General features: G+C 34.8%; 20 protein-coding genes and 1 tRNA gene. All 21 read left to right on the plus strand.

Annotation, left to right across the window (positions count from 1 at the left end):
• The first annotated feature begins 76 nt into the window (after positions 1-76).
• The 21 genes from ASE92_RS19925 to ASE92_RS20025 all read left to right on the plus strand — a co-directional run bounded on the left by ASE92_RS19925 (position 77) and on the right by ASE92_RS20025 (position 23,279).
• Positions 77-1,030, plus strand: a complete 954-nt coding sequence (locus ASE92_RS19925; protein WP_056851889.1) for a glycosyltransferase family 2 protein — start codon at positions 77-79, stop codon at positions 1,028-1,030.
• Complete coding sequence (locus tag ASE92_RS19930) at positions 1,020-3,143, plus strand: NAD-dependent epimerase/dehydratase family protein (RefSeq protein ID WP_056851890.1); 2,124 nt, start codon at positions 1,020-1,022, stop codon at positions 3,141-3,143. The genes ASE92_RS19925 and ASE92_RS19930 overlap by 11 nt, the downstream gene beginning before the upstream one ends.
• Positions 3,122-4,057, plus strand: coding sequence for a glycosyltransferase family 2 protein (locus ASE92_RS19935; RefSeq protein WP_082455139.1), 936 nt, complete (start codon positions 3,122-3,124; stop codon positions 4,055-4,057). Before ASE92_RS19930 ends, ASE92_RS19935 begins: the two co-directional genes overlap by 22 nt.
• Complete coding sequence (locus ASE92_RS19940) at positions 4,054-5,196, plus strand: glycosyltransferase (protein WP_056851891.1); 1,143 nt, start codon at positions 4,054-4,056, stop codon at positions 5,194-5,196. The genes ASE92_RS19935 and ASE92_RS19940 overlap by 4 nt, the downstream gene beginning before the upstream one ends.
• 40 nt (positions 5,197-5,236) lie before the next feature.
• Entirely contained in the window at positions 5,237-6,427 is a 1,191-nt protein-coding gene (locus ASE92_RS19945; protein WP_056851892.1) for a hypothetical protein, read from the plus strand.
• A 1-nt stretch (position 6,428) separates the two neighbouring features.
• Positions 6,429-7,712, plus strand: a complete 1,284-nt coding sequence (locus tag ASE92_RS19950) for a glycosyltransferase family 4 protein (protein WP_056851893.1) — start codon at positions 6,429-6,431, stop codon at positions 7,710-7,712.
• Complete coding sequence (locus ASE92_RS19955) at positions 7,705-8,499, plus strand: hypothetical protein (protein ID WP_056851894.1); 795 nt, start codon at positions 7,705-7,707, stop codon at positions 8,497-8,499. The genes ASE92_RS19950 and ASE92_RS19955 overlap by 8 nt, the downstream gene beginning before the upstream one ends.
• A 65-nt stretch (positions 8,500-8,564) precedes the next feature.
• Entirely contained in the window at positions 8,565-9,764 is a 1,200-nt protein-coding gene (locus ASE92_RS19960) for a hypothetical protein (RefSeq protein ID WP_235527405.1), read from the plus strand.
• Positions 9,731-10,951 carry a glycosyltransferase family 4 protein gene (locus ASE92_RS19965; RefSeq protein WP_235527406.1) on the plus strand — a complete coding sequence of 407 codons (1,221 nt, stop codon included), beginning with the start codon at positions 9,731-9,733 and terminating at the stop codon, positions 10,949-10,951. The genes ASE92_RS19960 and ASE92_RS19965 overlap by 34 nt, the downstream gene beginning before the upstream one ends.
• Positions 10,929-11,900: a glycosyltransferase gene (locus ASE92_RS19970; protein WP_056851897.1), complete on the plus strand. Its 972-nt coding sequence runs from the start codon at positions 10,929-10,931 to the stop codon at positions 11,898-11,900. Before ASE92_RS19965 ends, ASE92_RS19970 begins: the two co-directional genes overlap by 23 nt.
• A 58-nt stretch (positions 11,901-11,958) precedes the next feature.
• On the plus strand, positions 11,959-13,308 hold the full coding sequence (locus ASE92_RS19975) for a hypothetical protein (RefSeq protein WP_157255804.1): 1,350 nt from the start codon (positions 11,959-11,961) through the stop codon (positions 13,306-13,308).
• Positions 13,305-14,522, plus strand: a complete 1,218-nt coding sequence (locus ASE92_RS19980; RefSeq protein ID WP_056851899.1) for an XrtY-associated glycosyltransferase XYAG1 — start codon at positions 13,305-13,307, stop codon at positions 14,520-14,522. Before ASE92_RS19975 ends, ASE92_RS19980 begins: the two co-directional genes overlap by 4 nt.
• A complete protein-coding gene (locus ASE92_RS19985) occupies positions 14,512-15,369 on the plus strand; it encodes a glycosyltransferase family 2 protein (protein WP_056851900.1) in 858 nt (285 codons plus the stop codon). Before ASE92_RS19980 ends, ASE92_RS19985 begins: the two co-directional genes overlap by 11 nt.
• A gap of 66 nt (positions 15,370-15,435) precedes the next feature.
• Positions 15,436-16,071 carry an exosortase Y gene (gene xrtY, locus ASE92_RS19990; RefSeq protein ID WP_056851901.1) on the plus strand — a complete coding sequence of 212 codons (636 nt, stop codon included), beginning with the start codon at positions 15,436-15,438 and terminating at the stop codon, positions 16,069-16,071.
• 16 nt (positions 16,072-16,087) lie between these two features.
• Positions 16,088-17,812 (plus strand): carbamoyltransferase C-terminal domain-containing protein, encoded by a 1,725-nt coding sequence (locus ASE92_RS19995; protein ID WP_056851902.1) that lies wholly within the window; start codon positions 16,088-16,090, stop codon positions 17,810-17,812.
• A gap of 161 nt (positions 17,813-17,973) precedes the next feature.
• Positions 17,974-19,224 carry an AraC family transcriptional regulator gene (locus tag ASE92_RS20000; protein WP_235527407.1) on the plus strand — a complete coding sequence of 417 codons (1,251 nt, stop codon included), beginning with the start codon at positions 17,974-17,976 and terminating at the stop codon, positions 19,222-19,224.
• A 138-nt stretch (positions 19,225-19,362) separates the two neighbouring features.
• Positions 19,363-19,983: a Crp/Fnr family transcriptional regulator gene (locus tag ASE92_RS20005; RefSeq protein WP_056851904.1), complete on the plus strand. Its 621-nt coding sequence runs from the start codon at positions 19,363-19,365 to the stop codon at positions 19,981-19,983.
• Between the two features lie 89 nt (positions 19,984-20,072).
• Positions 20,073-20,765, plus strand: a complete 693-nt coding sequence (pepE, locus tag ASE92_RS20010; protein WP_056851905.1) for a dipeptidase PepE — start codon at positions 20,073-20,075, stop codon at positions 20,763-20,765.
• Positions 20,766-20,827: 62 nt separating this feature from the next.
• Positions 20,828-21,262: a DoxX family protein gene (locus ASE92_RS20015; RefSeq protein WP_056851906.1), complete on the plus strand. Its 435-nt coding sequence runs from the start codon at positions 20,828-20,830 to the stop codon at positions 21,260-21,262.
• Between the two features lie 127 nt (positions 21,263-21,389).
• Positions 21,390-21,474, plus strand: a tRNA-Ser gene (locus ASE92_RS20020).
• Positions 21,475-21,860: 386 nt separating this feature from the next.
• Positions 21,861-23,279, plus strand: a complete 1,419-nt coding sequence (locus ASE92_RS20025; RefSeq protein ID WP_056851907.1) for an MDR family MFS transporter — start codon at positions 21,861-21,863, stop codon at positions 23,277-23,279.
• The last annotated feature ends 52 nt before the right edge of the window (positions 23,280-23,331 follow it).

Here is a 23,331-nt window from a genome sequence, read left to right on the forward strand (position 1 = left end):
AAAAATTCATAGGAAGTTAATCTGTAGTTATTCATATAAAAAAGTATAATGATAAAAATCATAATTTACTAAAGATTTGGTAGCCCCATTAGTTTCTATTATTGTTCCGAATTATAATCATTCAAAATTTCTTTCAAAACGATTGGAATCTATATTTAATCAGTCATTCCAAGATTTCGAATTAATTATTTTGGATGATGCATCAACTGATCAAAGCGTAGAATTGATTAAACAAATAATTTCTGATAAAGAAAATGTTTCGCTGATTGTAAATTCAAAAAATTCTGGGTCTACATTTTCACAATGGAACAAAGGAATTATATTAGCCAAAGGAAAATATATTTGGATAGCAGAAAGTGATGATTATGCAAGTGATTCTTTTCTTTCAGCTCTCGTTCCGTTAATGGAAAATAATAATGATTGTGCTATTGCTTATTCGCAAAGCAATTATATTTATAATGACACATTCGGAGAGTCTTTAATAAGCTGGACAAATGATTTGTCGAGAACCTTTTGGTCTGAGGATTTCAAAATTGAAGGACAAGAAGTTGTACTGAAATATTGGATTCATAAAAATATTATAATCAATGCTAGTGCTGCACTTTTTAAAAGAGCTGCCTATTTGCAAAGTGCCGCAAAAAACAACATCAATTATCATCTTTGTGGGGATTGGTTTACATGGATAGCTCTGATGAAAAACGGCAATTTGATTTTTAAATCGGAAATACTTAATTTTTACAGGAGACATGAAGGAACTGTTACAAACAAATGGAAATCAAACCTAATGGTTAAGAAAGAAATTAATGAAATTCATAATTATTGTTATCATCATTTTATAAAAAATGAGGCTGATTCAAAATTAATCATGCAAGCACAATTTAATAACTGGAGATCATTTGTTGAGCATTTCGGAAAATTTAAATACATATCCCAAATTACAAAGGCAAATCAATATTTCGAATTCCCAAATAAATTCTATCTATTAAAGTTTATACCAAAGTTTATTATCAAAAAGCTTTATGGAAGATAGAAAGTATCTAATTATTGGTGGTGGTGCGGTGGTTCAGGAATACTACCTAAAAGCATTTGAGCATCTTAATCTACTGAATTCAATTACTATAGTAGAACCTAATGTTGAGACCTATCAGTATCTAAAATCCAAAGGGATTTCAGTGGTTAATTTTGGATTTAGAGAATTCTTTGCTCAAGATCAAACAGATTATAATTATGCAATCATCACTTTGCCAAACCATCTTCATGAAGAAGCAATTGCATTATGTCTTGACAAAGGTATTCCGATTTTGTGTGAGAAACCAATGGTTTTAACTACTTCGGCATGCAACAGGATAAGTGATGTGGAAATTAAAACAAATCAGCATGTTTACACGGGAATGGTTCGCCGATATATGCCATCCTATCTTGCCTTACGCAAAAGTTTAAATCTTGTGGGTGAGATCAATGAAGTACGCATAGAAGATGGAAATCCTTTTGCATGGGTAGCAGACAGTTATGCCTTTTTCGACCCTAAAAACGGTGGTGTTTTAGCTGATATGGGCGTACATTATCTTGATTTAGTTTATCATCTTTTTGGAGCACTTAAACCTTTTAAGTATGAAGATGATTATGAAGGCGGAGTTGAAGCCAATGTTAACTACGCATTAAAAAATGAATCTGGCATTGAAATTTCTATAAAACTTTCCCGAACCGAAAAGCTAAAAAACACATTTGAAATTATTGGTACAAATGGTCGGTTATGGATGGATAAAGATAAGTTTGAAAGTTGTTTTTTTTCTCCTGAAGATGGCATAGTCTATGAAATAAAATTAAATAATGCCTTCACTGATAGATCTTTACAATATATTTTTGAAGCTTGTTTTGTTGAGCAATTGCTTAGGTTTTCATCGAAGGATAAATCACTTGTTAAAGTTGCTGATGCAAAAGCAGTTATTACGCTTATAGAATGGGCGTATGAAAATCGAAAAACAACATTAGCCAAAACAAGTGAAGATACTTACCTGATTACAGGAGGAACTGGATTTATTGGTACAGCTTTAACCGAGCATTTATGGCGCAAAGGGGTTCAAAATATAACTGTGCCTGTTAGGGGTTATAAAAACTGTGCATCTGTAGCCCGATTTGATATCAATTTGCCAAAAGTAAATCTATTAAATTATGAATCGGTACTTCAAACTGTTGCTGGAAAACAATTTATTATTCACCTGGCCTATTCTACTGATAGTAAAAATGCTTACAACATTAATGTTGAAGCCACAAAAAACGTAGTGAAAGCCGCTTGTGAACAAAGTGCTGAAGCTGTTGTTGTATTGAGTACTATGAATGTTTATGGTTTTCCAAACGGTATAGTAAACGAAAATACAAATGGAAAACCTGCTGGTGGAGATTACGGGAAATCGAAAAAAATAATGCAGGATTGGTGTTTGGAATTTGCAAAAACTCAAACCAGAACCAGAATTATAGTGCTTAATCCTACCTGTGTTTACGGCCCGAATGGGAAAACCTATACTACTTTACCACTTACACTTGCCAATTCTAATCGTTTTTGCTGGATTGATAATGGTAATGGAATGGCTAACGTTGTTTATATAGATAATTTGTTAGATGCCATAGAAAAATCATTGAAGGTAAAGGAAGCACATGGATTAAACTTTATCATTAATGATGATACATTAACCTGGAAAAGTTTTCTAAGTCCGCTATTATTGGATAAGACAAGCCAAATTGAAAATCTTGATACAAACAGCTTACTTACACAAAACTTTAAGGAAAAAACAAATCTTAAAAAAATTGCCCGTTACTTGGTAGCCAACTATGAATTTGTTTCCTTAATTAATCAGCACCCTGTGTTGGGTGGCATTAAAAAAGCAATTTTTAAGAGGATCCCTAAATTTAGAAATAAGTTAGATGGTGAACGCGAAATTGAATGGACAGGTAATGGAACAGAAAATCTCACAAAAGATTTCAGCCAACCGTTTAACCCTCCTATTTGGTTAAACGAACTGTTTGGAAATACAAACAGTGAGTTTTCTTCAGAAAAAGCCGAGGAAATATTAGGTTGGAAGTCTGCTGTATCTACTGAAGAAGCACTAAAAAAAACTCAGCATTGGCTATCTCAACGCAATTAGTTTCAGTAATTATACCAGCATATAATGCAGAGCAGACTATTGCCCAGACACTGGATTCTGTTTATGCACAAACCTATAAAAATTTAGAAGTTATTGTCGTAAACGATGGTTCTACAGACAATACTTTAACTGTTTTAAAAGGCTATTGTATGCCAATAAGCATATTATCAACAGAAAACAATGGGGTTAGCCATGCCCGCAATTTAGGCTTTAAGCATTCAAAAGGAGATTATATTCAGTATTTAGATGCGGACGATTTATTGATGCCTGCAAAAATTGAGATACAACTTCAGGCTTTAGTAACAGAAGAAGCAGATGTTGCTTACGGAGACTGGCAAAAGTTTAAAATCGAAAATGATCAGATAAAGATTTCAGAAACCATTGAACGCGAAATACAAGGAGATTTAGAAATTGCACTTTTTACCTATTTCTGGTGTCCTCCAGCTGCAATATTGTATTCGAGGAGGATATGCGATGTCTTACAATGGAATGAGCATTTACCGATAATACAAGATGCTCGGTACTTTTTGGATGCGGCAATTGCTAAAGGTAAATTTGTATATACCAGTGGTATAATGGCAAAGTATAGAATTGCTCAATCGAATTCACTTTCACAAAAAAGCGATTTGAATTTTGTGAAGGATTTATATGAAAACACAAAGGGTATTTACACAGCATGGAAAGGAGATCTTAATGCTGAGAAAAAAGCGGTAATTATACAATCTTTAAGACATTGCATTAACCGACTTAGTGTTTTGGATAAAGGTTTAGCAATGGAGGCTATTGAATTCTTACTTCAAATTGAACCACATTATCTACCTCCAGAAAAAGGTTTATTGAGTGCTTTGTCTAAGATGATTGGCTATAAAAGTGCCGAAAAAGTAGCTGGTTTTAAAAGAGCTCTTAAGTTATGAAAATTGCTTTGGTGACTGCTTATTTTTATCCGACTAGCAGAGGAGGCACTGAAAAATATGTGCTGAGTCTTGCTAAAAGTTTAATCAAGCAACATCAGGAGGTCCATATTATCACCACTGGTACCCCGAATACTATTATCACCTATGAAGATATAATTGTTCATTGCCTGAATGACGAATTATCTCATGATTACGATATTTTATCAAGCAGAAAGGCAGCTGGAAATCTAAATGATTTTAGAAGAATATTAAGCGAAAACAAGTACGATTTGGTTCATTTTCATACCTTAACGCCCGCTTTTAACATATTTCATATATCAGCAGCTAGAAGGTTAAATGCAGAAATTCATTTTACAGCCCATGTGCCTGGTATCACCTGTATTCATGGCGACTTAATGCAATTTGGAACGCACGCTTGTGACGGTCTTATTCAAAAACATAGATGTACTGCCTGTTACATTAGTAAGAAAGTTCCTAGCATGCCAATTATTAAAATAATAGCAAAAACAGTAGATGTCTTAAATTATCCAGTTAGTACAGCGACCGTAGTAGAAAGAAAAGTCGAAAACCTATTGAAGCTAAACACACTATGCGACAAGGTCTTTCTTTTTACTAATTGGCAGAAAGAAATATTTATTAAAAATGGATTTGAGCCGAAGAAAATAACCATTACCAGTCAATTATTGGATATACAATTAAGCCCAAAAATTCCAGTTGAAAAGAAGATTAAAGTTATTGGATTTGTTGGACGGATCACCCAAGAAAAAGGATTGCATATTTTAATTGAGGCCTTTAAATCGGCAAATAGAAAAGATTTGCAACTTCATATTGCGGGTATTATTAATGATGAAAAGTATTTTGATAGACTTAAGAACGTAACAGCTAACGACTCAAATATCCTTTGGAAAGTTAATTTGTCAGAAACGCAAACTAATGAGTTTTATAAAAGCATAGATTTGTTAGTCATTCCTTCTATTACCTATGAAACGGGCCCTTATGTTTTATATGAGGCATTTGAAAAAAATATTCCTGTCATTGCCAACAACCTGGGAGATATGGTTATTTGGAAAAAAAAAGGATTTGATATTTCCCTTTACAATATAAAAAATCAGCTAATTGAATTTTTAATAAAAATATAGTGACATTTAATTTTTGAATGTTCAATTCAGTAATCCCAAAATGCTTCAAAAAATAATATTAATAAGTTCAAGTCACTTAAGTTCAAATCCAAGATTAGTTAAAGAAGCCAAAGCGCTTAGCGAAGCTGGTTTTGTTGTTAGTGTAATTTTTCTACAGCACATTGCTGAACTTGAGGAATTTGATGAGGATATCATTAAAGAGCTTCCAAAAGTTAAGTTCTATAAAATAAATTTTGGAAGTAAAAATAGAGCTTCGAGATATTTAAATTATAAAAGGTTATTGCGTAAGTTTTGGATCAGGATTAATCCAAAAACTAAACTAAGCGAAAATGTATTCTTTCCTGAATTTAAAAAGCTAATTAATAAAAATACTGCGGATTTATATATTGGGCATACTTTACTGGCTTTGCCTATTGCAGCGTGGGCCGCGAAGAATAATGGGACTAAGTTTGCTTTTGATGCAGAGGATTATCATCGAAGAGAAACAACTGATAAAATACAAAATAACTTTGCTGAAGTTATTGAAGAGAAGTATCTAAATAGTGTTGAATACATCAGCACGGCAAGTAAGTTTATTACTGAAGCATATCGCAAACATTTTGAACTGAAAAAGATTATCACAATTAATAACTTTTTCACCTACAATGCTTTAGCGCCTCGAGAGAAAATAAACAACAGCAAACCCATTAAAATTGTGTGGTTTTCTCAGACCATTGGCCTGAATAGAGGATTAAAAGAATTTATTTCAAAATTGGTTTTGCAAAATTCTGATTTAATTGAATTGCATTTAAGAGGTACAAGTAATGAATTTATCCAATCTCAATTATTAGAAAATGTTTCAACAGGCTGGATAAATAACATATTTTTTTATCCTCAATGCAACCCGATAGAATTAAGTTTCTGGCTACAAGGTTTTGATGTAGGTTTAGCACTAGAACCAGGCTTTAGCGTTAATAATGAAATTGCAATTTCTAATAAGATTTTTCAATATTTTAATGCAGGCTTAGCCGTAATTGCGACTCCTACAACAGGACAAAAATGGGTAATTCAGCAGGCACCAGATGCAGGCGTTATTCTTTCGCCTGATTCAAATTTAGATATCCTGAAAAGTTGGGCTGAAAATAGATCGAATTTAGAAGATGCGAAGCAGGCGGCTGCAATTGCTGCAAAAAGCAAGTTTGATTGGGATGATGAAAAGAAAAAATTAATTGAGGTCATAAAACAGATTTAAGTTGGCGAAGATTTCAGGTACGAAATGTTTAAAAAATGCAATTAACCATTCTAACCCAGGAATTGGAAAATTCAGCACAGAAACGATAAAAGCTTATCAAGAAGCTGGTTTCTTAAATTACATGTTTACAACATTGGTTTTTCACCAAGAAAATTTTGTTGTAAAATACCTTTTGAAGCGATTTCCTTCCCTGATATCAAAATTAAAAAACAGGTATTTTTCGCAAATCCCTCCAGAGAAAATAAGGCTTTACCCTTTCAAAGAATTGTTTAGGTTATTTGCTGTAAAATTTTTAAGTCTAACAAAGGCCGATACCGTTTGGGAATGGGCAGAGTTGAGCTTCGATAAGTGGGTATCCAACAAACTTGATCAAAATGTAAGAATTGTGCATTGTTATGAACATGCAGCGCTATCTACTTTTACACAGGCACAAAAGTTTGGCTGTTTTAAAATTATAGAGCAGGTAAGCCAACACCATACTTTTTACAAAAAATTAACCGAGCAGGAATTTAAACAATATCCAAACCTTCGTTCTGGTTATAACGAGAAAATTTTGTTAAAAAGCCTTCAAAAAAGAAACAGAAGGAAAGATGAAGAATATGATTTAGCAGACTTAATCATCTGTAATTCTACTTTTACTATGACAACGCTGATTGATGCTGGAATCGACAGAATGAAAATTGTAAAAATACCACTTGCATATCCTGAAGTTATCGATATGAAAAGCAAGCAAAAACAAACAGAACAGTTTACGTTTATCTATGTTGGCTCGTTAAGTTTAAGAAAGGGTACACACATTTTACTAGAAGCTTGGCGGAAGTATTTTTTCAATCAACAAAATGTGAAACTAATTTTAGCAGGAAGTAATTCTTTACCGAAAGAATTTACCGAAAATCTACCAAAAAATGTAGAGTTGAAAGGTTTTTTAAATAGACAAGAATTGAATACGTTATATAATGATGCCAATCTTTTGGTTTTCCCGACTTTGGCTGATGGCTTTGGTATGGTCATTACTGAAGCTATGGCTAAAGGCATACCTGTATTGACTACCAATAATTCTGCTGGGTATGATTTAATAGATGATGGAATAGATGGATTTATTGTAGAAGCTGGAAGCGCTGATGCACTTGGGGAAAAAATGCTTTGGATAGTAAAAAATAAAATTAGTTTAGAAGATATGAGTGAGTTAATCATTGAAAAAGCAAGGAAATATCAGTGGTCTGATTACAGGATTAGGTTGATAAATACCATAAATGACAGATATTTAAGTTATTTAAATGGATAATATAAATATCGGTTTTGTAATCGCTCTAAAACCAAAATTCAATTCAAAAAACTGGGAAAATGATTCGAAGCTACTTTATCAAACTCTTGAAAGTATATGCAATCAGGAAAGTGAAGATTTTATGGCCTTTGTTGTTTATCATGATTTACCTAACATACTATTTAACCATAAAAAAATTCATTATTTAAAGTTTCCTTTTTCATTCTGTGTTTTTGAATCCTTAGATAAGATAAAAGCAGAACATCGCGAAAATCCTGAAGGCACAACATACTTTTTTGATCAGGGAAAGAAAATAATGTATGGTGCTGAAATTGCTAAATTTCATAACTGTAAATACATAATGTCTGTTGATTTTGATGATTTAATTAGCAATAGAATATTAAAATATATAACTGAAGATGACAATCGTTCAGGTTACTTTGTTGAAAAAGGTTATATCTATTACACAGAAAAAAAACTTTTATTACGTAGAAAGAAAAGGATGAACGGCATAAATGGTTCAACGAATATTATTTACCATCAAAATATATCAAATGTTGATCTATTTAGTAATGATGTGGATTCCTTTAGTTTCTTTTCAGCCCACTATTATACAAAGTTCCGACTTTTGGAGCAAGGTATCGTTATTAAACCACTTCCATTTTACGCGATTGTATACAGAGCGCATATAAGTAATTGGTTTAATATCCATACACATATGAACGGTTTTTCATTAAAGGTTATTTATAAATACTTTTTTCAACGACATTTTATTACGAAGGCCATGAGAAAAGAATTTAGACTTTGAAGAAAGTACTAATAATCTCACCTTATTTTATTCCAACAAATTCTGCTGATAGCCATCGGATCAGAATGAGTTTACCCTATTTTAAGCAATTTGATTGGGAAGCTGAAATTGTGACAGTTAAATCAGTTTATTCTGATTTAGTAAAAGACTCTTTATTAATAAAAAGTATTCCTGAGGATATAAAAGTCCACAATGTAAAAGCACTATCAAAAAAATGGACTTCGAGATTCGGATTAGGAAGCATTGCCTTACGTTCATTGTGGTTTTATTTTACATATGTAAGGAAGCTCTTATCTAGCCAGCATTATGATTTAATCTATTTTTCGACTACCCAATATCCAGTGTGCATATTGGGACTATATTGTAAGAAGAGATTTAAAGTTCCGTATGTAATTGATATACAGGACCCGTGGCATACCGATTATTATAATAATAAGCCAAAATCTGAACGACCTCCTAAATATTGGTTTTCTTATAGATTGAATAAATTGTTAGAACCAATTGCTTTAAAATCAGTTGATGGCTTAGTTTCTGTAAATCAAGCATACATTAATGAATTAAAAGATAGATATTTTCAAATCAAAGATGTTCCTGCAGTAACAATCCCCTTCAGTTCATCTTTGATAGATTTCGAAATTGCAAAACTTAATAGTTCTAATTTCAATTCTTACTACAATAAAAATGATAAGATTAAAATAGCCTACATTGGAGCTGTGGGTACGATAATGAAAGAAAGTATTATTAAACTACTTAACGCATTCAAAATATTAATTAATACTAGTGATTTATTTAAGGAAAAAATAGAAGTGTATTTTCTTGGCACAAGTTACGCCCCAAATGGAGCAGGTATTCCAAGCGTTACACCAATAGCAAATGAGTTAGGTATTGGTGAGTATGTTATTGAAGTAACTGAAAGATTAACATATTATAATGCCATTCATCATATACTGAATTCCGACGCATTATTTATAGTCGGTTCTGATGATTCTAACTACATTGGCTCGAAAGTTTATAACTACTTGATGGCAAACAAACAGATTTATTCGCTATTGCATCATAAAAGCCCGGCTATTCAAATATTAAGGAATTATGATTTAGCGGTAATAAACGACTTAAATTCTAGTCAAGAAACAATAAATAGTAGCTTTGGTAAATTTATCAGTGGTTTAACTAGTGATGATCAAATTAATAATCCTCCTAGATATGATGCCTTGATGATGACAAAAGATCAATGTGCTTTATTCGACAAGGTTTTGAGCATTTGAAAAAGTTAGCAATTATTATTACCCACCCCATTCAATATTATGCTCCTGTCTTTAAACTTCTGGCAGCTCAGTGCAACCTAAAAGTTTTTTATACCTGGGGATTAGAAGGGGCTGAAGCTAAAGTTGATAAGGGTTTTAATCAAAAAATTATCTGGGATATTCCATTGCTAGAAGGTTATGAATATGCTTTTTTGGAAAACACAGCAAGAGAGAAAGGATCGCATCATTTCATGGGCATCAAAAATCCAAGTATTATTCAAAACATTAACAGTTTTAATCCAGAGATTATACTCATTTACGGCTGGGCTTATCAAAGTCATTTAAAAGTTTTACGCTATTTTAAAGGTAAAATACCCATTTGGTTTAGAGGCGATAGTCATTTATTAGACTCAAAACCTTTATGGAAAAAGCTGGCTCGAAAATCTTTATTGACATGGATTTACAGCTATATCGATAAGGCATTTTATGTAGGTAAAGCAAATAAAGACTATTTTGAAGAATTTGGATTAAAGGAGAATCAACTTGTATTTGCACCTCATGCAGTAGATAATGAGCGATTTTCAGAAGATAGAACTGGTGAGGTTAATCTTTTGAGGCAAAATCTAAAGATAGGTATTGGAGAAATGTTGATTCTATTTGCTGGCAAATTAGAAAGAAAAAAAAGCCCAGAATTATTGTTGCAGACTTTTTTAGAATTAAAGATGGATCACGTTCATTTATTGTTTGTGGGTAATGGAGAAGTGGAAGAAAGTTTGAAGGGAGCAGTCGAATCCTTCGCCTACGCTCAGGATGACACTAACAATGAAAAGGATTCTTCGATTAAAAACAGAATTCACTTTATGAATTTTCAAAATCAAAGTTATATGCCTGTAGTTTATCAGGCTTGTGATTTATTTTGCCTTCCTTCTCAGGGACCAAATGAAACCTGGGGCTTAGCCGTAAATGAAGCAATGGCAGCCGGCAAAGCAATATTGGTTTCCGATAAAGTGGGTTGCAATTTAGACCTGATTGATCAAAATAGTGGATTAATTTTCAAAACGGAATCGGAGACGATATATGATAATTTAAGGAAAGCGCTACAAGCTGATCTTGGGAAAATGGGAAAGAGTTCTTATCAAAAGATTCAAAAATGGAATTTCCAAGTTCAAGCTAATACATTTATTCATGAATTATACAAAGGAAATTAAAGTCTCAGTTTTACTAGCAGTTAGGAATGGCGAAGAATTTATAGCATCCTCTATTACTTCAGTACTTTCTCAGGATTTTAAGGATTTCGAGTTACTTATTAGCGATGATAATTCCAGTGATCAAACTATAAAGGTTATACAAGAATTTCACGACGAACGTATAAAGCTTTATCAACAAAAAAAATCGTTAGGTCAATTTGGTAATTTCAACTTTCTATTGTTACAGGCTAAAGGTGAAATAGTTCACTTTTGGAGTCATGATGACATTATGTACCCTCATTGTTTATCTAAAATAGTGAACTTTCATTTCGAAAATTCAGGCTTAGGAATGTCGTATTGTAGCGGAGACTACATTGATAAAAGTGGATTGGTCACTAGAGAATGGAAATTTGATGGAACACCAAGTTTATTGGATAAAAATCTATATGCAAAGTATTCCCTTTCGTATGGTTGCTTAGCTGGCAGTATATCTCAAGTCTCCATTAACAGAAAAAACATCGGAAATGATTACTATTTCATTGAATCTTATCTGCTCGCAGGAGACTTTGAACTTTGGACAAGAATTGCAGAAAAATTTACGATTGGATTTATATCAGAAAAACTTACAAGTATTAGAAATCATTCGTCACAGGTTTCAAACAATGCTTCAAGTAACTTTGCTTCAGTGTTGGAGGGAATTCCTATCACCAATAGCTTGATGAATTATATTAATGTGAATTTGAGACAAAAACCAAAAATTAAACGAGAAGTGGTCTTAATTCACTATTTTCAACGGGTAATGGTTTTATTCGTTCGTAAGGAATTTACGCTCTTTGTATCTGGTATCAAGCTATTAAGTAAAGAGGACAATATAGTTATACTCTTCCTGACATGGTTCAGATTTCGTTTAAGAACTAAGGATCAGTTCCTTAAGCATCGCCAAAAAATTACTTCTATATTATTTCATTAAGTATTTAAAATTGTTTGATCATTCTATAAAATTAGGGAGTTTAAAAATTGGCATTGGGGTGATCCTAGCATTATCGTTGTTAACAATAAATCCAATAGCTACGTTTTTCGGCATTCTCTTTGTTCCCTTTGCAGCCAAATTACTTTGGAGAAAAAATGAACCTCCAATTTTATTTTTTGGTTTATTGATACAATGGTCGCAGGTTTGCCTCAAAATTTTTTATGCAGATTATTTATATAAAGACTTTGGAAGCTTATTTACCTACTATCAAAATATAGATAAGGCCTACTATTATAGTTTAACCTCACTATACGTAATTTGTATTGGTATCTTTGTCATTATCCGCAAATTGCCTCAGTTGGAGCGTCCTGATTTTAAAAAACATTTAGAAAATTATAATTTAAAAAAAATAGTAACGCTGTACATTGCCGCTATTTTCTTTACGCCCTTCCTTATCGTTTTTTCTCATGTCATACCTGGCCTACAACAGTTTTTTATTAAAGTACAAGATTTAAAGTGGGCTATCTTCTTTTTCTTTTTTACCTACTATTTTGTTTTCGACAAGAATAAGAAGCTATTTTATACCGTTTTAACAGGGGAAATCATATTCAGTTTAACAGGTTATTTCAGTTCATTTAAAGATTTTTTTATCGTTGCCATCGTGTTATATGTTTTCGTAAAAAGAACTTACACTTATGTTAATTATGCTCTATTTGGCTTATTAATAGTTCTTTTATTTAATTTGATGATCGTTTGGCAGTATGTAAAACCAGAATATAGAAGCTATCTATCCGGTGGTGAAAGCGCACAAGTTGTTACCGTATCGAAAGCGGATGCTTTAGAGAAATTATATGAATTGACAGGCAATGCAAGCAATCTAAAATATGAAGATGGCATTACGAACTTGTTAGATCGCCTTACCTATATTGATATTTTTTCTGCCTCAACATCCTATGTACCATTAAATAGACCGCACGAACATGGAAGGTTGTGGTTAGATGCTATAAAAAGGATTTTCATGCCGAGAATCTTATTTCCTGATAAAGCAGTAATTGATGATACGGAAAAAACGATTACTTATACCGGTGTAGGATTTGCAGGGGCGAGTTCAGGAACCTCTGTGAGTTTAGGTTATGTAACTGAAAGTTATATAGATTTCGGGTTCCCAGGAATGCTTATTCCATTATTGTTATGGGGCGTGGTAATCGGATTATCTTATAAAATTATATTGTTAAAATCATATAACATAATATGGGGATTTGCATTTTTAGTACCCTTTATTTTTCAAATTAACTTATTTGAAACTGCTTTGGATAAATTGGTCGGGAGCTTTTTTGCCTTTTTCCTAATTTATATCTTCCTAAATAAGTTTGTAATTCCAAGATTAGATCATTACTTAAAAAATTGAAAATTTTTCACATCACCGCTTCCTATAAACCCGCATATATTTACGGTGGGCCGATACAAAGTGTTGGAAAGTTATGTGAGGAACTTTGCGAGAATAAGGCGCAAGGAGTAAAAAGGAATGATCAAGAAGCAAAGATCCAAGATGCCATCGAAGTTTTCACGACAACGGCAAACGGTAAGGAAGAACTAAATGTAGAAACTGGAAAACAACAAAATGTTGATGGTGTGCCTGTTACCTATTTTAAACGCTGGACGAAAGACCATAGTCATTTTTCACCGGGGTTATTGATACACTTGCGAAGTGCGATCATTTGCTGCGCTCAGGATAACAAACTCGTGATTCATGTTCATGCCTGGTGGAATCTGGTTTCTGTGTTGAGTTGTTTAGTTGCAAAATGGTATAAAGTTCCGGTTGTGTTGTCGCCCAGGGGGATGCTGACTTCTTATACACAAGGCAACAGAAATTCTTTGTCAAAAAAAATATTACATATAATTATTGGTAAAAGTCTTTTAAAATATGTTCATGTTCATGCAACCAGCGAACAGGAAAAAAATGATGTTCTTCATATTGTTCAGCCTAAAAGCATTACCATTATTCCGAATTTAGTTGATGTCCCAGGTGCTGAAAGCACAAAGCTTAAAGTGAAAAGAACAGATCATGTATCGACATTTAAACTTTTGTTCCTCTCTCGTATTGAAGAAAAAAAGGGCCTTGAATTGCTTTTTGAAGCCCTTGCCAGCGTTAATTTTAATTTTCATCTAACCATTGCCGGTAGTGGAGACGAAAACTATATTAAAAGCTTAAAGCTGAAAGCTGAAAGTTTAAAGCTGGGTGAACGCATCAATTGGATCGGTCAGGTTGGTAATGAAGAAAAGTTTTCGGTAATGGCCAATCATGATTTACTTGTACTCCCATCCCACAGCGAAAATTTTGCCAACGTGGTAATAGAAAGTTTAAGCGTCGGAACCCCAGTGTTAGTTAGCCAACATGTAGGGCTTGTTGATTATGTGAAAGCAAATGAACTTGGTTGGATTTGCAGTCTAGAACCAGAAGATATTGCCGAAAAAATCACTGATGCTTATAAAGCTGTAGCAAAAAGAAAAACAATAGCACATCTTGCACCTAAGATTATTGCAAAAGACTTCAGCGATGAAACATTAGCAGAAAAATACATGGAGTTGTATAGAGGCATTCTAAACAAAAATGTTGAATAAAAACTTCAGCTTCATCATCCTCACCTTCAACGAAGAAATTCATTTACCCAGATTATTAGAATCAATTAAGGGATTGAATGCACCTATATTAATCTTGGATAGCGGCAGTACTGATAAAACCATTTCAATAGCCAGGCAATACCAGGCAGAGGTTAAAATCAATACCTTCATTAACCATCCAAAACAATGGGATTTTGCCCTCAGTAACTTCAATATTCAAACGCCCTGGACTATCGGGCTGGATGCAGACCAGGTGGTGACGCCAGAATTGTATAAAATGCTGGAGGAATTTGAGGAAGAAAAATTCAGCAATGTTAACGGCATCTATTTTAACCGCAAAAACTATTTCCAAGGCAGTTGGATCCGTTATGGTGGTTATTATCCCGTTTACCTGCTGAAAATGTTTAGGACTGGAATTGGTTATTCTGATCTTAACGAAAATATGGATCACCGCTTCATTGCTCCAGGCGAAACAGTGATTTGGAAAGCAGGACACCTGATAGAAGAAAACCTCAAAGAAAACGACATTGATTTTTGGTTCAAAAAACATCAGCGTTACAGCGATTTAATTGCCCAAGAAGAGATAGAAAGAATGAAACATTTCAGAGTTCAGTCAATTAAACCAAATTTGTTAGGGAATCCCGATGAAAAAAAAGCCTGGCTAAAACGCTTATGGTGGAAATTACCTTTAGTTGTGCGACCATATTTATACTATACTTATCGAATGGTTTTTCAGCTTGGCTTTTTGGATAATAAAACTGCCCGTCGCTTTCATTACCTACAAGGATTATGGTTTAGAAAATTGGTTGATCAGAAAATTAAGGAGAAGATTAATGCTACTGAATAATATCAATTTAATTAAACTTTAAACCTCATTCTTAACTTTAAAATATATTTAAAATTTACTTTTTTTATGGACGAAATACAGATTAGAACAGCCAAGAAACAAGCAGATAGAAAAGCAATCAGATTTGTGGTTGCGCTATTTATACTTTACATTATTTTTAGTCAGGGTAATATTTTCATGAACAGTGTTATGAGTCCGGGAGGTAAGTACTACAACGCCTTCTTTGCTGAACATTTCGATTATATCCAGGGACTGAAAACTGCGCTCATTAAACCAGCAGTTTGGATTATCAAACTATTTGGTTTTTACGCCATTCACAATGAAATGGATGTAATGGTGGTGAATGGTCCCTATCTCCGAATTAATTATTCTTGCCTAGGTTTGGGGGTGATGAGTTTCCTGGCTGCTTTTGTATTGGCTTTTCCGGCATCCTGGAAATCAACGATAAAAATGCTTGTTATCGGTTTGATATCGATTTACCTATTGAATATTGGACGGATTGCAGGTCTGGGACTTCTATTTGGATTTTTTCAAAGTCAACGTAATTATTTCGAATATCATCATGAGATATTTAATGTTCTGGTATATATCGTTATTTTCATTATGCTTTACATTTGGATCAGAAAAAACACAAGAACAATATCAACTGAAGCGAAACAGAATGATGAAAAGATAAATGAAAATCCTCCCATAATCTCATAAGCCTTAAATTTAAAATATGTATATTTTAGGATTAAATGCTTACCACGGGGATTCATCCGCCTGCATTTATAAAGATGGAAAAATCATTGCCGCATCTGAAGAAGAACGTTTCAGAAGAATTAAACATTGGGCTGGATTTCCTGCAATGGCCATCGAATTTTGCTTAAAAGAGGCTAGAATTACCATTAATGAGGTGGATTATGTGGCTGTTTCGCGAGATCCGAAAGCAAACTTTACAAGAAAAGTTTTTACAGCCATTAAGAATAGGCTCAGTATCAAAAACATTATTAGCAGGGCGCAGAATTTAAAAAAAGCCAATAGTATTGAAGATGAAATTTATCAGCATTTCAATTTAAAAAAAGGTTCATTAAAAGCCCAGGTTTGTCATGTAGAACATCATCGAAGTCATTTGGCAAGTGCATTTTTTGCCTCTCCATTCGAAGAAGCGGCTATCCTATCCATTGATGGCTTTGGCGATTTTAGCAGTACCATGATTGCTAAGGGCAAGGGAAATCAAATTGAAGTAATGGACACTGTTTCCTACCCGCATTCTTTAGGTGTTTTTTATACAACCCTGACGCAATTTTTGGGTTTCCCCCATTATGGAGATGAATATAAAGTAATGGGTTTAGCACCATATGGAGCTCCAGAATATGTGGGGCAAATAAGAAAATTGATCTCCTTAAAATCAAATGGCCTTTTTGAACTGGACCTTAAATATTTTAACCATCCAAAAAACGGGGTCGATATGGTTTGGGAAGGAGGAATTCCGAGTATGGCTAGCCTCTATACAGATGAACTGATTAAATTGCTAGGAAATCCACGAAATCCTAGCGATGATTTATCAACGTACCATCATGATTTAGCGGCTTCTGTACAGCAGGTAACCGAGGAAGTTATCTTTCACATTCTAAAATCATTGTATAAAAAAACTGGACTTGATGCAATATGCATTGCTGGTGGCGTTGCACAAAATTCGGTTGCCAACGGGAAAATTAAGATGAATACACCTTTCACCAAAATCTATATTCCACCCGCTGGTCATGATGCTGGAACCGCAATTGGAGCTGCATTATGGGTTTACAACCAAATACAAACTGCACCACGAACGATGCCAATGTTACATGGCTATTTTGGAAGCAAGTTTGATAACGCTTATATCGAAAATCTGTTAAAAGTTAGAGGGATCAAATATTCTAAACTTGATCAAATGGAATTTTATAAAGAGATCACCAATTGTTTGGTTAATGAGGGCGTTGTTGGTTGGTTTCAGGGAAGAGCAGAATTTGGCCCGCGAGCACTGGGACACCGTTCTATCCTTGCTGATCCCAGAAATTCAAATGCTAAAGAAATTCTCAATACAAAAATCAAAAGACGAGAATCTTTTCGTCCATTCGCACCATCTATTCTTTCTGAATTTGTTGATGAATATTTTGAGCAGGCTGATGATGTTCCGTTTATGGAGAAAGTTTTCAAAATCAAACCCGAAAAGCGAGCTGAAATCCCCGCAGTTACCCACCTGGATGGAACTGGAAGATTGCAAACTGTTCACAAACATACCGATGAGCGTTACTATTCGCTAATCAATTCTTTTTTTGAAGCAACAGGAACACCTATTTTACTCAATACATCATTTAATGAAAATGAACCCATAGTGAATACTCCTGAGGAAGCATTAGATTGTTTTCTTCGGACTAAAATGGATATGTTGGTTATGGAAGACGTTATCATTAGAAAGTAAATCAATCCTCATTCATCCGATTAGCCACTTCATGTGGCTTTTTTTATGCCCGAAAATTCTTCGATAAAAATGCCCGCCACCATCACCTCAATCTCAAAATACACAATAATCATATTGCCTTCATTCTAAATTAAAAACAAAGCCCTACCTTGGGTGGAAATATGCAGCTCTTAAACATCTTAGTTAGCATTACGTGCTTTTTTCTGCTTTTATTTTCGTTGAATCTGTTCTTTGCAAAAAGTGGGATTAGAAGGCAGAATATCTTACTTTCACTGGTATTTTTCGCTCGTTTTGGCCAGATTTTTACTGCGATCCTAATGAATTCGGGACAAACGAACGCTTTGCGATTATTTTTTCAGGGCTTTACTCCCTTATACTTCGCCGCACCCGCCTTTTTTTACCTATACATCAGCGGTTTCTTACGTCGCGAGCATCAGTTAAAAAAGTGGGACTGGCTTCACTTCATTCCCGCCCTTGTGGCAATTATACATGTTATTCCATGGCCGGGTGGCGCAGATTTTAACTGGAAAGCGATTGGCAATCAGTTAGGCGAAAACGGCTACCTCTCCCTACAATTGCGCAGCGGTTTATTCCCTGCATATTTTCACAATTTGTTTAGGCCAATACTGATTATAGTGTATATGTTTTTGTGCTGGCGAGCTGTATTGACTACGAAAAGACATAGTCCTGACCTTGAAAAAGAAGAAAAAGATTGGCTCTTGTTTTTATTAAGCGCTGCTACATTTTTTCAGATGGCTGGATTACTTCCCCTCCTATTTAGATCAATGCAAATTCCGCTATACAACCATTTCTTCATCGCTTTAAATTGCTCGGTACTATTACTCATCCTTATTTATGCGCTTCATCGCCCGCGGATTTTTTATGGGTATTTGCTTATAGCCATAAATGGTGAACAGCGGAAAACGGAATCCAAAACTGATTCAATACTCGATCAAGCTATTGTTGTTCAGAATGACGACACTGTAGACGGTAAGCAGATCATGTTGCATTCAAATCGAAAAAATAATATACCGCTGCAGCAAATTTCATTGTATTCAGTTCTCATGAAAGACGCATTAGAAAATGAACAGCTCTATTTAAATTCGCAGCTACAAATAATCGATGTGGCCAATAAAATTAACATCCCTGTTCACCACTGTTCTTTCGTACTGAACAAACACATTGGCAAAAATTTCCGCGATTGGATCAATGGGTATCGCGTTTCTCATTTCCTGCTGCACTACCCGCTGCAATCGGAAAAAATGACGATTGAAGCGATCGCTCAAGAATCAGGATTTAAAAACAAAGCCACATTTTACAATGCGTTCAAAAAGGAAAAAGGACTGATGCCAAAAGCTTACTTTCAGAAAAAAGCCTTGGAAAAAGACATGGAAGGTGATCTTTTAGCCTAACGATTGAATAGTTAGATATCAATGAAGGCATAAACATGTTTTCTTTTTGGGAGATAAGATACATTTGAGCAAGTAATCAACCACCATTAATTGAGGGTTGCTTACGCAATTTGTCTATCCCTATTAGTCCTGAACCAAATGATCACAACTTCTGAAAGCCGTGAATTTCTACAGCCTTTTTTTAGTTATCTAAAGGAGTTTAATCCCCTGTCCCGAGACTTTATCTCGCAACTGGAACGAGGATGTCAGCTCCTTCAGATCAGAAAAAGCAAGTATATTCTTTCTCCAATTGATACCAACAATGCCATGTATTTCTTATTAAACGGAAGCGTAAGAGGGTTCATTAAAGAGCAAGGCAAAGACATCAGTACCAGATTTGCTTTTGAAAATGAGCTGATTGAAGCCATCAAACATCCAATGGATCAATCTCATTATTCCGTTGAATATTTACAGGCCATTGAAGATTGCCAACTCATCAGAATCCCCTATCAGCTGAGCGACTTTCTTTACTCGAGCTATCCTGAAGCCAATTTAATTGGCAGGAAGATTCTCCAAAAACAATATCATGATGCAGCGGAGCGATCTATGCTGGCACGGATTCCTACCGCTATAGGGCGATATGCAAAAATTGAAAAAACTAAATTAGATTCACTTCGCGTTCCACAACGTTATCTCGCCAGTTATCTCGGCATGCGTTTAGAAACACTGAGTAGAATTAAAAATAAATGTACCGATTTAAAAATATCAAATACGGCTTGATGCATCTTAATGAACAATTAAAATACTTTTATCAATAATGTTGATGATTAGCGGAATTAAAACGATTTTGGTGCCACATATCATTTTTTATGAACATTATTTTAGCATCAACCTCAACACTATTTGGAGGTAAATATTTAGAATATCTTAAGGACGAACTAATCAGCTTATATGCTGGTGTGACCGAGATTGTCTTTATTCCGTTTGCCCGACCAGGGGGAATTTCACACGAAGATTATACGCAGAAAGCCTGTATTTTTTTCGCGGAACTGAACATAAAAGTTGTCGGCTTGCATGGATTTGAGGACAAAAAAGCGGCGTTACATAATGCTCAAGGCTTTTTCACTGGTGGCGGGAACACCTTTCTGCTGGTTAAAATGCTTCACGATTTAACGCTAATGCCGGTATTAAAAGAAAACATCGTTAACGGAAAACCTTATTTGGGTTGCAGTGCGGGCAGCAATATCGGTGGAATTAACATGAAAACCACCAATGATATGCCCATTGTTTATCCCTCTTCGTTCGATTGTATGAGCCTGGTTCCTTTCAATATCAACCCCCATTATCTTGATCCAAATCCTGATTCGAAACACAATGGAGAAACCAGGGAAACCAGAATTGCTGAGTTTTTAACTCAGAATACGCAAAAAGTAGTCGGACTGAGAGAAGGGAATTGGATTAGAAGGCTTGGGGAGAAAATTATGGTAGAAGGATCTGAACAAACCAGGATTTTCGAACACGGAAAAGCTCCTTATGAATTAGCTCCTGGTAGCTTGCTATAATGTTAAATTGTTGCATCATTCCCTTATTTTCTGTAAATTGAATTAACCAAAATATAGAGGTTATGAAACTACTACAGAAAATTCAAGCTTGGGGAGATCAGCATCATCCAAAATGGTTAGATTATTTTAGAATTTTGCTGGGTCTCATTTTAGTATGGAAAGGAATTTCTTTCTATACCGATATGGAAGCCTTTAGCCATTTAATGAGAGGCGCGGTATTGGGAACAGCAGTAAGCATAAGTTTACTAGCCCACTTGATTATTGTCTTGCACATTTTAGGCGGTTGTGCCATTGCCCTGGGTACACATACCCGACTGTTTTGCCTATTAAACTTACCTATTCTCATTGGGGCGGTATTTTTTATCAATATATCAGGTGGAATTTTTAAACCCTATTCAGAATTCTGGTTCTCCTCTCTCATACTAATGGGATTGATTTGTTTCATTGTTGAAGGTAATGGAATCTTATCTGTTGAGCGAGAACGAGCCATGAGTTAAAGTATTTTTGAGGCTGATGGAAAATATAATTAAGGCTAACTAAATGATTAACAAGCGCTAATATTTAAACTATAATATTAAAGCGAAAATCATTTGCAGATTAGCGCCAAGTTCGTACTTTTGCAGCGGAGAGCTGGCAGAGTGGTCGAATGCGGCAGTCTTGAAAACTGTTGACTGTAACAGGTCCGGGGGTTCGAATCCCTCGCTCTCCGCATTAGTGCAAAAGGAGTCCTTGAGGGCTCCTTTTTCCGTTTCAGCGTAATTCAGCGACAGGAGAAAAACCAATCTCACCGTCAGCATTTTAAAGAAATGCAACCTTTTAATTCTTACGAAATGAGGTGTATTTATTAGTGCTAAACAAATACATTAATTTTGAAGTTATTTATCGCAAGGTCTATATTAAGAGAAAAATATGAAGCCATCCTTTATCGAAGTATATCCACTTCCTAACGATTCGATCGGTCTGTTCGACGATCATTCCAAACAGAATTGTGATATCTGTCGGAAATTTAGGGTGTCAATCAGGATAATAGTTGTATGATTTACTTTCTTAATAAGAATTAAACAAGCAAATCCTCAGATCATAAAATTAATATAGATGAAAAATCGGATAGCCGTCTTAATCACCCTTATGCTTGGAACAGCTATGGCTGCACTCGATAGCAGCATTGTCAACGTTTCGCTACCTGTTATCCAGAAACAATTTGGAGCAAGTATTAATGGCATAGAATGGGTTATTCTGGGTTATATGATATCTTTTTGCCTTTTTATTCCTTTAACCAACTGGCTGAAAAACAGAATCGGATATTATAATCTTTTCATCGCAAGCGTTATCATATTTACTACCGGCTCATTGCTTTGTAGTTTGTCCACCAACTTATCTTTTTTAATCGCGGCAAGGATATTTCAAGCGATTGGAGGTGGAGCAATCACGCCAACATCATTGGCCATTTTGACTGATAGCTTTCCAAAAGAACAACGGGGTTCTGCGATTGGCTGGTGGGGCATAGGAAATGTTATGGGGCCGGCGATTGGTCCAACGTTGGGTGGTGTACTTACTTATTATTTCGAATGGCCGTCCATATTCTACATTAATATTCCAATCGGAATTATTACCATAATCATGAGCGTATTTTTTTTAGGATTTCTGAAAAAGCAACCTAAGCTCAAACCTTCATTCGACCTGGGTGGCTATGCATATTTCGGTATATTTATCATCTTGTTGCAGTTAAGCCTTACCATGATCACTGATCCTGATATCGCACCATGGCAGTATGGAGTAGGTCTGGCTGTTTCCATCGTATTTTTATCTCTATTTATCCGTTCATCCAAAAAAGATAATCCTCTTATTGACCTCACCGTTTTCAAGTCTGCAACATTCATCAATTGTTCCGTAATTATTCTCATTCGCTCGCTCGCATTATATGGCGGATTATTTTTTCTTCCATTTCTCTTACAGGGACTGATGGGCTATTCGGAGATTGAAACGGGCCTATTGTTGTTACCAAACGCATTGATGATGCTTTTATTAAGACCATACGCTGGTAAACTTGCAGACAGAGGGGTGATCAGAAATCCTTCGGTAGTAGGCATCGTCATGATAGCAATTTCGATGGCTGAATTTGCTTTCATGAATTCGGACAGCCACATCTGGTTTATCATACTGGCAATGGCTGTACGTGGCTTTGGCATGAGTTTATTGGTTTCACCTGTTTCAACATCGCTTCTAAATTCTATAAATGCCGGGCAAACGGCTACGGCAACATCAATAAACAGTCTCTTACAGCAAGTTGGGGGCTCTGTCGGAATTGCTATTAGTGGTATAATGCACACTTATATCAATAAGTACTATTTACAACTCGGTAGAACTACGGAAATTGCAGAGCATTTTGCGTTGCAGGATGGATTTCTTATTTCTGCAGTCATCATTGCATTCGCGATCATCCCGGCCTTAAAGCTACCGAATCGAAATAAAGTAGATAAGCTTACTGCGGTGAAGCTAACAAGCTTGAGGTAGCTTGGCATATATACACAATTTATAAGAAAATTGATATTACTGATGTCCAAAT

This window comes from Pedobacter sp. Leaf41 (assembly GCF_001422545.1).
Taxonomy (GTDB): Bacteria; Bacteroidota; Bacteroidia; order Sphingobacteriales; family Sphingobacteriaceae; genus Pedobacter.